Annotated in this window: 13 protein-coding genes; 7 read left to right on the top strand and 6 right to left on the bottom strand. The window is 71.4% G+C overall.

Features of this window, described 5'->3' with window-relative positions; genetic code table 11:
• Nucleotides 1-121: 121 nt before the first annotated feature.
• Nucleotides 122-787 (bottom strand): NAD(P)-dependent oxidoreductase, encoded by a 666-nt coding sequence (locus ACFRCG_RS23320; protein WP_380034319.1) that lies wholly within the window; start codon nucleotides 785-787, stop codon nucleotides 122-124.
• Between the two features lie 114 nt (nucleotides 788-901).
• Here ACFRCG_RS23320 and ACFRCG_RS23325 point away from each other — a divergent pair, with 114 nt between their 5' ends.
• The 3 genes from ACFRCG_RS23325 (at nucleotide 902) to ACFRCG_RS23335 (ending at nucleotide 2,468) form a co-directional block, all read left to right on the top strand.
• A complete protein-coding gene (locus ACFRCG_RS23325) occupies nucleotides 902-1,288 on the top strand; it encodes a winged helix-turn-helix transcriptional regulator (protein ID WP_380034321.1) in 387 nt (128 codons plus the stop codon).
• A 115-nt stretch (nucleotides 1,289-1,403) separates the two neighbouring features.
• Nucleotides 1,404-1,922, top strand: coding sequence for a GNAT family N-acetyltransferase (locus tag ACFRCG_RS23330; protein ID WP_379999557.1), 519 nt, complete (start codon nucleotides 1,404-1,406; stop codon nucleotides 1,920-1,922).
• A 48-nt stretch (nucleotides 1,923-1,970) separates the two neighbouring features.
• Complete coding sequence (locus tag ACFRCG_RS23335; RefSeq protein WP_380034323.1) at nucleotides 1,971-2,468, top strand: DUF4186 family protein; 498 nt, start codon at nucleotides 1,971-1,973, stop codon at nucleotides 2,466-2,468.
• Between the two features lie 48 nt (nucleotides 2,469-2,516).
• On the opposite strand, the gene ACFRCG_RS23340 is transcribed toward ACFRCG_RS23335, so the two are convergent.
• On the bottom strand, nucleotides 2,517-3,404 hold the full coding sequence (locus tag ACFRCG_RS23340) for a fibronectin type III domain-containing protein (protein ID WP_380034325.1): 888 nt from the start codon (nucleotides 3,402-3,404) through the stop codon (nucleotides 2,517-2,519).
• Between the two features lie 348 nt (nucleotides 3,405-3,752).
• Between ACFRCG_RS23340 and ACFRCG_RS23345 the strand changes: the two genes are divergently transcribed.
• The 3 genes from ACFRCG_RS23345 (at nucleotide 3,753) to ACFRCG_RS23355 (ending at nucleotide 6,739) form a co-directional block, all read left to right on the top strand.
• Nucleotides 3,753-4,601, top strand: coding sequence for a hypothetical protein (locus tag ACFRCG_RS23345; protein WP_380034327.1), 849 nt, complete (start codon nucleotides 3,753-3,755; stop codon nucleotides 4,599-4,601).
• A gap of 132 nt (nucleotides 4,602-4,733) precedes the next feature.
• Entirely contained in the window at nucleotides 4,734-5,510 is a 777-nt protein-coding gene (locus tag ACFRCG_RS23350; protein WP_380034329.1) for a hypothetical protein, read from the top strand.
• Between the two features lie 80 nt (nucleotides 5,511-5,590).
• Nucleotides 5,591-6,739 (top strand): cystathionine gamma-synthase, encoded by a 1,149-nt coding sequence (locus tag ACFRCG_RS23355; RefSeq protein ID WP_380034331.1) that lies wholly within the window; start codon nucleotides 5,591-5,593, stop codon nucleotides 6,737-6,739.
• Between the two features lie 125 nt (nucleotides 6,740-6,864).
• Here ACFRCG_RS23355 and ACFRCG_RS23360 read toward each other — a convergent pair whose 3' ends face one another.
• Both ACFRCG_RS23360 and ACFRCG_RS23365 read right to left on the bottom strand, forming a co-directional pair.
• Entirely contained in the window at nucleotides 6,865-7,560 is a 696-nt protein-coding gene (locus tag ACFRCG_RS23360) for a hypothetical protein (protein ID WP_380034333.1), read from the bottom strand.
• Nucleotides 7,557-8,063 carry a hypothetical protein gene (locus tag ACFRCG_RS23365; protein WP_380034335.1) on the bottom strand — a complete coding sequence of 169 codons (507 nt, stop codon included), beginning with the start codon at nucleotides 8,061-8,063 and terminating at the stop codon, nucleotides 7,557-7,559. The genes ACFRCG_RS23360 and ACFRCG_RS23365 overlap by 4 nt, the downstream gene beginning before the upstream one ends.
• A gap of 297 nt (nucleotides 8,064-8,360) precedes the next feature.
• Here ACFRCG_RS23365 and ACFRCG_RS23370 point away from each other — a divergent pair, with 297 nt between their 5' ends.
• Nucleotides 8,361-8,855: a MarR family winged helix-turn-helix transcriptional regulator gene (locus ACFRCG_RS23370; RefSeq protein ID WP_380034337.1), complete on the top strand. Its 495-nt coding sequence runs from the start codon at nucleotides 8,361-8,363 to the stop codon at nucleotides 8,853-8,855.
• A gap of 78 nt (nucleotides 8,856-8,933) precedes the next feature.
• Here the strand turns inward: ACFRCG_RS23370 and ACFRCG_RS23375 are convergent, their stop codons facing one another.
• Both ACFRCG_RS23375 and ACFRCG_RS23380 read right to left on the bottom strand, forming a co-directional pair.
• On the bottom strand, nucleotides 8,934-9,131 hold the full coding sequence (locus tag ACFRCG_RS23375) for a DUF397 domain-containing protein (RefSeq protein ID WP_380034339.1): 198 nt from the start codon (nucleotides 9,129-9,131) through the stop codon (nucleotides 8,934-8,936).
• Nucleotides 9,132-9,985: 854 nt separating this feature from the next.
• Nucleotides 9,986-13,138 (bottom strand): AAA domain-containing protein, encoded by a 3,153-nt coding sequence (locus ACFRCG_RS23380; protein ID WP_380034341.1) that lies wholly within the window; start codon nucleotides 13,136-13,138, stop codon nucleotides 9,986-9,988.
• Nucleotides 13,139-13,652: the final 514 nt, after the last annotated feature.

Here is a 13,652-nt window from a genome sequence, read left to right on the forward strand (position 1 = left end):
GTGGTGGGGGGTTGGGTGGTGCCCCCCGGCTTCTCGGCGTTGGGGGGGGGCCGGGGCCGCCCCCCCGGCCCGGGCCGGGGGGCCCCCCGGGCCCCCGGGGGCCCCCGCCCGCGCCGTGGGGTCAGTACGCCACCGTGAAGCGCTCGCCCGTGTGCTTCGGGGTCTCGATCTCGTCGAGGAGGGCGACCGCGTAGTCGGCGACCGAGATGCGGCTCACTCCGTCCGCGTCCACGACCAGGTCGTCGCGGCCGGTGCGGTAGGCGCCGGTGCGCTCGCCGGGGCCGATGTCGGCGGCGGGGGAGAGGTAGGTCCAGGTCACGTCGGTCACCGTGCGGTAGTGGTCCAGGGCCGCGCCCTGCCCGCGCATGATCTGTACCGCCGACTCGGGGATGCCCTCCGCGTCCCACACCCGGCCGCCGCCGGGGCTGCGCAGCGAGCCGGCGCCGCCGACCACGAACAGGCCGAGCGCGGGCGCCGCGTCGCCCAGCGAGCGCAGCCCTTCGGTCAGCGACTTCGCCGCGGCCACCACGAGCGCGGCGTGCGCGACGCCGTCCGCGTACCCGCCGCCGATCGCGCTCACCAGCGCGTCGTGCCCGGCCGCGACCGAGGCCGCGGACGCCGGGTCGGTCGCGTCGCCGGTGACGACCGTCAGCCGCTCGTGCTCCTCGCCGGCGAGCCGGGCCGGATCGCGCACCACCGCGGTGACGTGGTGGCCGCGGCCCAGGGCCTCGCGAAGGATGTGCACACCGATACCGCCGTTGGCGCCGAACAGGGCGATCCTGGCCATGATGAAGTCCTCGTGTTCTCGGGAGCGGAAGAGCTACGACACTCATCCAACACCCCAGCTCAAGCCATTTGTTACCACCGGATACCGAGCACCTTGAAGTGCTATTGTTTCCTTGTGGATACCAATGGCGCGGCCGGTCTCGCGGCGAGGCTGCCGACCGACTCGCCCGACTGCCGCAGCCGGCACGTCCTGGACCGCCTCGGCTCGCGGTGGAGCGTGCTGATCATCCTCAACCTGGCCGCCGGCACGCTGCGCTTCACCGAACTGCGCCTTCGGGTCCGGGGCATCACCCCGAAGGTGCTCACCACCAACCTGCGCGACCTCGAACGCGACGGGTTGATCCGCCGCGAGGTCTTCGCCGAGGTCCCGCCGCGCACCGAATACACGCTGACCCGCCTCGGTGAAAGCCTGATCGACACCTACCGGGCGGTCCAGGACTGGGCCGAGGCGCACGTGGACGAGGTGCTCGCCAACCGGGAGACGTACGACCGGGCCCGCTGACCGCACCGGCCACCCGCGCCACCCGGGCCCCACCCACCACACCCCCCCGCCGACCGCCGGCGATCGGGCGCGGGGTTGGTCGGGGGCTGATCGAACGGCGCGGGAGAATGGTTGTATGACAACGCCCGTCCGGCTCTCCGCGATCGATCTCGTCACGTACACCCCCGGTCTGGCCGCGCTGCTCGTGGACGCGGTGGACGACGGGGCCGGGGTCGGCTTCCTCGCCCCGCTGCCCATCGACGCGGCCGCCGAGTGGTGGGCGACGCAGGCGGCCGAGATACGCAACAACCGGATCATCGTGTGGGCGACCTCGGACCACGAGGGCGTCACCGGGACCATCCAGCTCCGCTTCGCCGGCATGCCGAACAGCCGGCACCGCGCCGCGATCTCCAAGCTGCTGGTGCACCGACGCGCCAGGGGCAACGGCATCGCCCGCGAACTCCTGTCCACCGCCGAGCAGTTCGCCGCCGCCTCCGGTCGCAGCCTGCTCACCCTGGACACCCAGACCGGCAGCGGTGCGGAGCGGCTGTACAAGCGTGCCGGCTGGATCGAGTCGGGCGCCATCCCGTCCTACGCGGCGGACGCGTCGGGTGTGCTGCGCTCCACCACGATCTTCCACAAGCACCTGGCCTGAGCCGGACGAGCACCCGGCCCGGCGAAACGGGTTACCGTTGGAGGCGATATGACGACCAAGACCTCCAAGGGCGCCAGGCCCGAGCCGCTCGATGCCCGCCTGGACGCGATCGGCAAACTTCCCTCCCGTGCCCGGTTCCACCTTCCCGGCCGGGAACGCACCGTGGCCGTGACCCTGGGCGAATCCGGCGTGCGCTGGTACGCGTACGACGTGATCGCCCGGCGCCTCGGCCCCGCCAAGCCGAGCAAGGACGGCCGACAGACCCCGTACCGGGGCCACCCGGTCTTCGTCGCGCAGCATGCCACGGGCACCTGCTGCCGGGGCTGCCTGGAGGAAGTGCACGGCATCCCCCAGGGCGGGCCGCTCGACAAGGCCGAGCTCAACTACGCGGTCAACCTCGTGTGCGGCTGGCTGACCCGGGAGATCGGCCCGGTCGCGAAGACCCGCGCGAATCGCCCGCCACGCTCGGCGATGCCGGCCGTCCCGGAGAACCCGACGGGCGCGCCGAGGACGGGTCGCGGTCTGCGGGCGTCCAAGTCCCGCTGAGCCGAGCACTCGCCGCGCCGCACCCGCCGATGCCGGCCCCCACGGCGCTCACGGTCCGCCCGGCGTCGCGGCGCCGGGCGGTGCGTCGGTGACGGTCAGGTCGGCCGAGAACTCGCCCCACGTCCCGTCGGGCAGCTGCCCCCGGATCTTCAGCACGTGTCCGACCGCCGGCCGATCGCCCAGCGGCAGGCTGTACCGCGCCGTCTCGGTCGGCGGCGCCGCGCCCCACTGGACCGTGGTCAGGAACCGCCCGTCCAGGTACACCTCGTAGCTCGCGACCACCCCGTCCACGTCCGGCGGGGTCCAGGTCAGGTCGACGTAGGTGCCGTCCGCCGCGGTGCGGGGGATCGCACGCAGGTCGGTCGGCGCGGTGTTGCGACCGTTGCCGGCGCCCTGCTCGGTGACCACCGTGACGGGGCTGCTCGCCGGCGACTTGTTGTCGGCGGCGTCGCGCGCGGTGACGGTGAACACGTACTCGGTGCCGGGGCGCAACCCGGTGACCACCGCCGTGGTGCGATCCGCGGCGACGCTGTGCACCCGTACGCCGGCCTGCCACACGTCGTACGCGGTCACCCCCACGTCGTCCGTGGCCGCCTCCCACGTCAGCGTCGCCCCGTCCTTGCCCCGGGCCTGGCCGCGCAGATTCCCGGGCGCGGTCGGCGGTACCCGCTCGCCCTGGACCACGGACGGCGTGGTGGCCGGCACCTGCGGGCTCGCCGCCGACACGTTCCCGGCCCGGTCCCGGGCCCGCACGGAGAACGTGTACGCGGTCCCCGGCGTCAGCCCGCCCACGTCCACCATGTGCCGCCCGCCGGTGACGTCCAGCACCTTGGCGTCGCCGCGATACACCTCGAACACCGCCACGCTCGGGTCGGCCCGCCACATCACGTGCACCGACACCGAACTCGACGCGAGCGCGCTCACCTCGACGGGCACCGGCGGCGGCGTGGTATCCCGCCCGTCGTCCGAACACCCGGTCACCGCCGGCGCAACGACCAAGCCGATCAAGCCGATCCATGCCACCCGTCGCGCCACAACGCCTCTCTCCACCGATCATCACCGAGGAGCAATTGGTCTAGACATATATGACACAGTCCCCCGCCCCGGAACAAGAGCAAGGCCCCGCGCGTGGGCCCGTCGGGCCGCCGACCACACCCTCCAGGTCTGGGGAACTCCCCGTGACTTTCCCGGGAATCGCGCAATCCCCCGGGTTCGGGTGTGGGAGTTCGCGCCACCCGCTTGAATGGACCTCGACGCTGGGGTTTCGGGAGGCGGGGGCGTTCCATGGTGCGCAAGGTGGGGATGGCGGCGGCCCTGCTCGTGAGCGGGATGCTCGTGGCGGGGTGTTCGGGTGGGACGTCCAAGGGCGGGCCGTTCGGCCTCGGGGCGAGCGATTCGCCCACCGTGAGCCGAAGTTCGACGCGCGACCCGGAACCGCCACCGCCACCCTCGCCGGATCCGGTCACGCCGGAGCCGGACACCACGAGTGCCACGCCGCGCCCCACCACGACTCCCCGCGCCGATGTGACGCTGACCACCGAGCGGGCGCGGACCGTGGTCTCCGCCGTCGCGCTCGTCCCCAAGGACTGGGGTGACGCCTACGTCCCCCAGGAGCAGAACTACGAACACACCGCGCTGGACCGGGTGATCACCGGCACCGACTGCAAGCAGGCGCTCCAGGGCACCACCCCGGGGGCGCTCGCGACCATGGATCGCTACGTGTACATCCCCGACGGCAAGCCGAGCGTGGACAACCTCAGCAAGACGCTCGCCACATCCTCCGCGACCGTGTACTCCACCGCCCTCGCGGCCCGTACCGACATGCAGACCGGCCTCGCCGACGCCCGGCGCTGCCCGAACCAGGTGCTCGGCGGCGACGAGAAGCTGAACGGCATCCAGGTCCTGGACCTGACCGTGGAGGGCATCGACGAGGTACACGTCGCCCGCGCCCAGTGGATCTCCGGTCACGGCGGCGCGCCGTTCCAGTACGTGTGGGTGACGGCTCGGCAGGGCCAGATGGTGCTCACCGCGGCGGTCGTCGACCGGGGCGACAAGACCTTCGAGTCGGCCAAGAACCAGGCGATCGACGCGCTGGCCAAGATGGTCGCCCGCACCACCGTGTACCTGCGCTGACCCGACGCGACCGCGCCGACCTCGCGCGAGCACGGTGAATATCATGTGGGTTCACGCTCACGGGGGAGTCATCGGATGAACGGCACGAGAGTCCGCGCGGGATCCGGCACGAGACGAACGATGCTCCGCGCGATGGGCCCGCTCCTGGGCGCTTTGCTGCTCGCGGGTTGCGCCGACAGCGGTGACGGGCCGTTCGCGGTCGTCCCGAACGCGACGTCCACCGACGCGAGCCCCGTGGCCAAGGGCCCGGGCACGACCCCGAGTTCGACCGCGTCCACCACCGCGACCTCCCGGCCGTCCGGCACCACCGCGCCGCCGAGCCGCAGCCCCGAGCAGGCGCAGACGCTCGCCCGTTCGCTGGCGCTGACCCCCGAGGACTGGGGCGGCGGCTTCGTCAAGCAGAGCACCTACGAGTTCGCCGGCGAGACCTGGACCGACTACGCCGCCGACTGTACGCAGCAGACCGTGCCGCTGCCGGCGAGCATCATCGGCCAGTGGGTGCGCCAGGTGCAACAGTCCGACGCCGCGCAGCCGAACACGCTCTCCAGCGGCAGCACCAGCGCGATCGTGCACAAGGACGTGCGCGGCGCGCGCGATCAGGTCCAGAACGCGCGCCAGGTCAAGGACCGCTGCCCGACCCGCACCTACACCGACGGCACCCAGGCCAAGGACACCCCCGGCGCCCCGCAGCCCCCGTTCGCCGAGGCCGACGAGGTGTTCGCCGAGGAGGGCCTGATGTACCTGAAGTCGGGCGGCAGTCCGTACGCGTACGTCGTGGTGACCCTGCGGAAGGACACCGTGGCGATGTCCGCCTACTTCAGCGCCCCCGGCCCCGAGCACATGGCCGACGTGCGCACCCGCGCGACCCAGGCCGCCCGGCTGATGCTCGACCGCCTGTTGCGCTCCTAGCGCCTGTCCCCGGTTCCGCCCGTCCCCTCGGATCGACCGGATGCGCGCCGGAGCGCGTCGGGGCGACTAACGTTTCCGGCATGACCCAATCGCACGGCTTTGAGACACTGGCGATCCATGCCGGGCAGGAACCCGACCCGCTGACCGGGGCCGTGGTTCCGCCGATCTACCAGGTGTCCACCTACAAGCAGGACGGCGTCGGCGGGCTGCGCGGCGGCTACGAGTACAGCCGTTCCGGCAACCCGACCCGCACCGCGCTCGAGGAGTGCGTCGCGGCCCTGGAGGACGGCACCAGGGCGCTGACCTTCGCCTCCGGACTGGCCGCCGAGGACTGCCTGTTGCGCGCCCTGTGCGCGCCGGGCGACCACGCGGTGATCCCGGACGACGCCTACGGCGGCACCTTCCGACTGTTTGCGAAGGTGGCCTCGCGCTGGGGGATCGAGTACACCCCCGCGCACGCCGGCGACCTCGACGCGGTACGGGCCGCCATCCGGCCCGGCGTCACCCGGATCGTGTGGTGCGAGACGCCGAGCAACCCGCTGCTCGGCGTCGCCGACATCGCCGCCCTCGCGGCCGTCGCGCACGACGCGGGCGCGCTGTTGGTGGTCGACAACACCTTCGCCTCGCCCTACCTCCAGCAGCCGCTGACCCTGGGCGCGGACGTCGTGGTGCACTCCACGACGAAGTACATGGGCGGCCACTCCGACGTGATCGGCGGCGCGCTCGTGGTCAAGGACGCCGGTCTGGCGGCCGAGTTGGCGTTCCACCAGAACGCGATGGGCGCCGTGCCCGCGCCGTTCGACGCGTGGCTGACGCTGCGCGGGCTCAAGACGCTGGGCGTGCGGATGGACCGGCACTGCGCCAACGCGGAGCGGGTCGTGGACCTGCTCTCGCGGCACCCGCGCGTGGCCGAGGTGATGTATCCCGGGCTGCCGGGACACCCGGGCCACGATGTCGCGGTCAAGCAGATGAAGGCGTTCGGCGGCATGGTGTCGTTCCGGGTGAACGGCGGCGAGGAGGCCGCGGTCAAGGTGTGCGACCGGACCGAACTCTTCATCCTGGGCGAGTCCCTCGGCGGCGTCGAGTCGCTGATCGAGCACCCGGGCCGGATGACGCACGCCTCGGCGGCGGGCTCGCCGCTGGAGGTCCCGGGCGACCTGGTGCGGTTGTCGGTGGGCATCGAATCCGCCGACGACCTGCTGGCCGACCTGGAACGCGCCCTCGGCTGAGGTCCGGTGCCGGGTGCCGGGTGCCTGGTGTCGGATGCCTGGCGTCGGTGCCGTGTCCCGAGCGCCGGGGGGCCGGTCGGCCCACCCGGCGCTCGCGGCCCCGCCGACTTCCGCCGGCACCGGCCCTATCGCGCCCCGTCCGTACAGCCCGCGCAGGCCGCGACCAGGTTGCCCGCCTCGTCGTAGACGGTGATCGAGACCGGGGTCCCGCCGGTGAAGGCCCACAGGTAGGCCACCCCGGGCAGGTCCGCCGGGCGCTCCAGGCGCATCCGTCGGGTGCCCGCGGCGTCGTGGAGTTCGCTCCGCAGCGCCGGGGCGGTCGTACCGCGGCCGATCAGGACGGCGACCACCAACCGCTGTCCGGCGGGCGCGTACCGGCCCGAAGGCATGATCGCCGTGTCCAGCCGCCCGGGGGTGGGCAGGAAGCGACACCGCGCCTCCTCCGGCTCGGCCGCGCCGCCCAGACACCAGGACGACTCGCCCTCGGGGCCGGTGTCGCCGATCCACGCCGAAGCGCCGAAGCCGACGTCGGTACGCAGATCCGACGACTCGCTCCGGTCCACCGGCCACAGCGGCGTGGGATCCGGCGGCGTCGGCGGCAGGCCGCCCCCGCCGCCGCTGCCCGGGACGGCCAGCCACAGGCCGCCGGCCGCCGCGCCGGCCAGTACGACCGAGCCGAACACGTGGCGCAGCCTGCGCAGCGCCGCCCGTCGCCGCACCCGCCGGGCCAGATTCGGCGGCAGCGGCCGATACGGGAACTCCGGCGGCTCGGGCACCTCCTCCGCGTCCGCCGCACCCGGCGGCGACACGGTCACGCTCATCGGTACGCCTCCGTGCCCGCGGCGAGATCCGTCGCCTCCCGCACCCCGACCGGCGCCGCGCGCACCAGCCCGCCGCCGGCCAGGACCTGCGCCATCCCGCGCCGCCACGCCCCGGACACCGTCTCCACCGGCAGCCCCATCGCCTCGGCCGCGTCGTACTCGTCCAACCGCGCGTAAAGCCGCAACACCACCGCGGCCCGCTCCATCCGGCCGAGCCGGTCCAGCGTCGTGAACGGCTCGCCCGCGTCCGGGAGTTCGTGGTCGTGCCCGCGCGGCCCCGGACGCCACGGATCCAGGTAGCCGGCCATCAGCGCCCGCCACGCGGTGCGTACCGGATCCTGGCTCGGCAGTCGGCTCCACTTCAGACAGGTATGCGCCAGCGCCCGCTCGACCCGGCGTTCCGCACGTTGTCGGTCACCGGTGAGCAGATCCGCGGCGTGCAGCAACTGCGTGCCGACCGTATGGACGAAAACCTCGAACTCGCGAGCGTCGCGCTTGTGCACGGTGCCTCCCGCAGGTCTGCCGAGCGGATGCCCTCGGGCCCGGCTCGGTGCCGTCGCCGCTCTGTCTGTGCTGCTGCCCCACACCTGTCCGGGTAGTCGCGGGCCGCGACATATCGCCCCTCGGCACCGGATCCCCGTCACCGGGCCCGCACTCCGGCAACGGCGGCAAAACACCCCGTTGTGGCCACGGTAAAACCCTCGGCGGCATTGCGGGGTGGAATCGTCCGGTCGGGGCCCGGTGATCCCGGTCCGCGCAATATCCTCGGGGGATCACATCGGATCGACGAACGAGCGGCGATGACACCGGAACAGGACCCGATCGACCCCACCGGCTCTGCGGACCCGCTCTACGACCGCCTGCAGCACGAGGTGGCCCTCTTCGCGCGGCGCGCCGAGCAGACCCGCCTCGGCGCCGTCGGCGAACTGCGCAACTCGATGGACCGCGCGGCCTACCTGCTGCTCGGCCGGTTGGAGGCGGGCGGCCCGATGGGCGTCAAGGCCCTCGCGCAGGCGATGACGATCGACTCGTCCACGGTGACCCGCCAGGTCACCCCGCTGGTCGAACAGGGCCTGGTCGACCGGGTCCCCAACCCGGACGACGGCCGCGCGGTCCTCCTCGAACTCTCCACCGAGGGCCGCGACCGCCTCCACCAGGTCCGCAACGCCCGCCAACGCCTGATGGCCGAAATCTGCGAAGGCTGGAGCCTGGACGACCGCGAACGCTTCACCACCCTCCTCACCAGATTCAACGCCTCCATGGAACGCCGCCAAACCCGCACCACAGAGTCCTGACCTTCGGGACCCACCCACCCGCCCGCGCCGCGAGTGCACGGAACTCGGGCGCGGTGCGGGCTCGACGAGCGGGGGCGATCATCCCTGGCGAACGCCCGCGACGAACGCACGGAACCGGTCGTGCCCGAAGGCCAGTACGGGGCTCGCGTCGAGCTTGGAGTCCCGGGTCCCCACGACGGTCGGCAGCACCGCCGCCTCGACACAAGCGCCGTTGGTGATGCTGTGGCTGGACTTGAACCACGCCACGTTGGCGAAGCCCGTTGCGTCGGTGGCCATTTCGTCTCCTTGATGCATTCAGGACGGTGTGAGCCGGTCGAAGCCGAGCCAGGTCAGGCGTCGGCCGTAGCGACATGGCGAGGGACGACCAAGCCCTGTGCCGAAAGACCGAGTAGACGACGTCCATGTCACCAACGAGAGGCAATGAGAAGATCACGAATGATCCGCTCTCATGGCGGCCAACGGGCGCAGCGTCCACCTCCGGGCCATGAGCGGCATCGATTTTACCTGCCGACCGGCGACTCCGGTGGTCGTTCGGCTTTCACCACCGCGTCTGTATCGTCGCCGCGACGGCGAGACATCGCCGTGACCGAGTCCGTCGCACGCACGCGGACCCACGCTGCCGCGAGGGTTGTTCAGCGGTGGTTCAGGCTCTGGCGCAACTTGTCCGGTGTGGAGCTGTCTGCCGTCTGCCACAGCGTCCAGCCATTGATGACATTGCCGGTCACGGCTTCCGCGGCTTTCGACGGAAATGGAAAGGAGAGGAGTGCCCGTCGACGATGAGCTGCCTGTCAACGGTGGCGACGGCGCGGCCCGTCCTGTTCGCGCGACGCTGGTGGAAGGTGAGGACCGCATCCGGTGTGAGCAGGCCGGCGCGCATCAGCCCGGCGAGAGGCCCATGGGGGATGACGGCCGGCCAGTGCCCCGAGACCCGTCGGGCAGGCCGACGTCACTGGCGGAGGTGCTGAGCAGGTTCCTCCGTGCCGGCGACATCAGGCTCCGTGTGGAGGCTACGCCCGATGAGAGCCTTCTTTCCGAGACGGGAAGAAGCTCGACCGACGGGGTGTGGCAACCATAGCTTCGGACTGCCTGGCCTGGACCGAGCCCGCCGAAGGCGAGCACCAGTTTGACGCCTACAGCGATGGTTGTTTTCCCAGGTACCCGGTCTCTTCCGGGCGCAGAGTCTTCCGTCTGTCGCAACCCACCGTGCTGGTGGTGCCGTCGGGTTTGACGACGGCAATGCGTGTGGGACAGGCCCAGACGAAGTAGCGCTGGGCCGGATGGTTGGTCGTGTACGGGAACCTTGCGGGGCGTTGCTTGGACGGGATCGTGTACTTGCGCAGCTCGGCCTGGCCTCCGTGGTCGGGGCAGACGGGCGGGTGGAGCAGGAGCTCAGCATTCTCGTGGTCGAGGATATGGCGGGCGAAGCGGCGTCCCCGGAAAGGGACCATGAGCTCGCGCCGGCCCTGGCCGCCGGGCGCGTGGGACAAGGTGTTGAGGCTGCCGAGGAAGCAGAGCTGCTCGTCTATCACCAGGATCTTCTGGTGCATGTCCTTGATCTCCACCAGGGTGTCGGCCACCGCCTTGAGTTCGGGCAGTCGGCGGGCGGCGTCGACTGCGGTGGCGGGCTTTGCCAGCTGACCCTGCAACAGGCTGTCGCTCTCGTTGGTGACAAAGAGGTGGATCCGCACACCGCGGCGGCGCGCATCGTGAAGGTGCGGGAGCACCTCCCACATGCGCTTGGTGTACCAGGGCGACCAGAGCCAAATGCTGTGGCGGGCCTGGTCAACGGCGTCGAGGGCGTCGGGGTAGTAGGTATCCTCGTCGTGGATGGCGGTGTACCGGACGTGGCCTTCGAAGGCCTGCCAGATCTCCTGCTGCAACGGGTTCAGCCCTGGTGACTCGGTGGCGGGCAGGCCAAGGAGCTGACCGGAGCGAACGCCGCGCACCAGTGCCTCGGGCTCCGCTCTCGCCATGTCCCGTAACTGGGCCAGTACCGTGCCGTTCGCCGCCTTGGCCAGGGCTTCCCAAGCGGCGATCACATAGACGCGCTGGCGGGCCCGCGTTGCACCCACGTTGAAGAGTCTGGCCCCGTCCTTGGCGAAGGCGCGCGCGTCCCTGAAGTTGCCGGCGGCGGTCCATCCCGACAGCACACCGTCCTCCACCAAGTCCAGGACGACCACGTCGAACTCCCGACCCTGGAAGCGATGCGCCGTACCCACCTCCACCGCAGGACTGCGAAAGAGGCGACCCTGGTCGTGGAGCCAGTCGTGCGTCACCTGGGCTTGCGCCTTATACGGCGTGACGATTCCGACGCTCTCGCCCTCGTCGTGGTGGCGCTCGGCCAGCGCGGTAGCCAGCAGACTGCCGGCCACCCACCAGCGGCCCGTTTCGCCCGGCACCTTTCGTGCGGTGGCGATTCCGTCGTCTCCCTCACCGAGCCCGTCTGTGGTGACCAGGATGATTTCCGGATCGAGGGCACGGTCCCGCGCCGGGCGGGCCGACCTGAGCATGCCGCCATAGGCGATGCGATTGACCAGATCGGTGGTGTCGGGTCCGAATCGGTGAGTGGTGAGCAGCGCCGCGCAGCCAGGGTGTGCCCGTGCGTCGTCGGGCGTGCGGATGCCCACCAGTTCGAAGCAATCCGCGCGGATCCACCGCTCCAGCTCCGGTTGCTTCGGTACGCGCTTGGGCATGACCGGACCGAGCTGGCAGAAGTCACCGAACAGTACGACGGTCTCCTTGGCCTTGGCGACCGCGACGATCAGTTCTGGGAGCAGGGCGGCCCCGGCCTCGTCGACCAGTACGACGTCATACGGCCCTTCGGCCACGGTCCGGTTGAGCCGCAGCCGGGCGAGCGTGGTGGCTACCACGCTCGCCTCGCGGATCAGCTCAGGTTCGGCCTGGGACCGCCGCCGCGCCAACTCCCGCACGAGCCTCTCGTGTTCGCGTTCCAAATCGCCTTGCTTGGCGAGCAGTCCGGTACAGGCGGCCCGCAGTGCCCTGAGCCGAACAGCCAGCTGGGGCAGTCCGGCGTTGTCGGAGGTGGCCACCAGATCGGCGTCCCCAGGCTGAGGATGGTGGTCCTGCCGGGCCGCACGCAGCCGGTATCCGGCGGTCTGCGCCGTCTGCCGGGCGAGGGCGAGGTCTTGGTCCGCCTTGGCATGGTCGGCAGCGGTCGAGACGATCAGCGCCAGTTGCAGGCGCAGCGCGGTGTCATCGACGGGATGGGCTGCCGCGCGTGCCTGGGTGATGTGCCGGCGCAGTACCTCGTGGTGGACGGAGTAGGTCTCGGCGGCCTGGGCGACCTGCTGTTGGAGGGCAATCCGGCGCCCGGTCTGCTCGGCTCGTTCGTGCTGGATCGCGCCACGCCGGCGTCTGGTCCGCAGACGGCTCCGCCCGTCGAGTTCGCGTTCCTCCGTGTCCAGAGCAGCCAGAGCGGCCTCGGCGTCGAGCAGGGCTGCTCTCAATTGCTGCTGACTCTGCTCGCCCTTCCCGATCTCGGCCCGCCACTGCGCCACCTGCTCCAGCAGGGACCGCTGAGGTGCCCAACTTTCCCAGCGCCCCAGCGCCTCGCGGTGCTCGATGGCAGCCCGCTCGCTCCGGGACCTGGCGTCGTTCTCGCCCGCTTCGCCCGCTTCCAGTTCGGTCGCAAGGCGCTCCACCAGGCGGCCGTGGGCAAGGCGTTCCTTGGCCTGCTCGTACGAGTCGGGATCGAACCCGGCGAGTCGGGCCTCCGTATCGCGCAATTCGGTCAGTGCCGGTTCGCTCACCAGGGCGGTGAGTTGCTCGGCGACGCCTTCCACTGCCTTCTCGGCCTCCGCCACCTTCGCCCATACCAGCAGCGGCAGCGATACCCGCGGGTCCTCGGCCACGTGGCGGAGCGCGGGAGAGCCGACCCGAACCATTAGACCGGGTTGCAGCGAAGAGCGCTCCTTGAGCACTCCCTCCAAGGCGTTGTCCACCGCCACATTGGTGCCGGAGACCAGCAGGACCCGCTTGCCCCGCAAGGCCAGGTCACTCAGCGCCCTGGTCAGCACGGTGGTCTTCCCGGTACCGGGCGGCCCCCAGACCAACCGCAGGCCCGGCGAGGTACAGGCAAGGTACGCCTGTGCCTGGCCGCCCTTCAGGACACCACCGCAGGCCGAGGCATCGGATGGTGCGACCGCGTCGATCCGGCCGCCGACCAGCCGCTCCGTGAGTCCGGTGTCCGGCAAGGCCGCCAGGGCTTCGCGCAGTGAGCGAAGCAGGAAATCGGGCGGGCGCCGCACCGCCCACAGCGCCAATCCGCTCCGGGGCGCGTGAGCCGCCACCTGAAGGCGGACCCGCTCCGACTCGACCCGCCAGCCGAGGACGGTGAACGACCGACCTTGCCGATCATCGGGGCCGGCCCCGTCGCCAACCGCATGTCCTGGAGATCATCAGGGTCGACCCGGCTCGCATAAGTGGGCAGCCCGTACCAGCCGTCTTCCAGGTAGTGCACGTCTCCGACCCGCGTGTGCCTCGGAGGTTCCGCACCGCCACCTCTGCGACCCTCACTGGCCAGCACCTCGCCCACTGCCTGGACCAGCTGCTCCATCCACTGCGCCAACGTTCCCCCACCTGGCCCACCTGGACACGCCGAATCCGGCAACTATCCCACGTCGGTCACTCCCCGTATGTACTTGTTACATCAATCGCCGGGCATCACCGCGCCGTCCCGACGAGAGCCATAGCACCCCTGGGCGCTTCGACGAACGAGCTATTCGAAATGCACAGCAGCACGGAGTAGGCCTCTGCAATGATCGGACCACTTCCAGA

Origin of the sequence: Embleya sp. NPDC056575 (assembly GCF_042793325.1) — a bacterium.
Classification (GTDB): Bacteria; Actinomycetota; Actinomycetes; order Streptomycetales; family Streptomycetaceae; genus Embleya.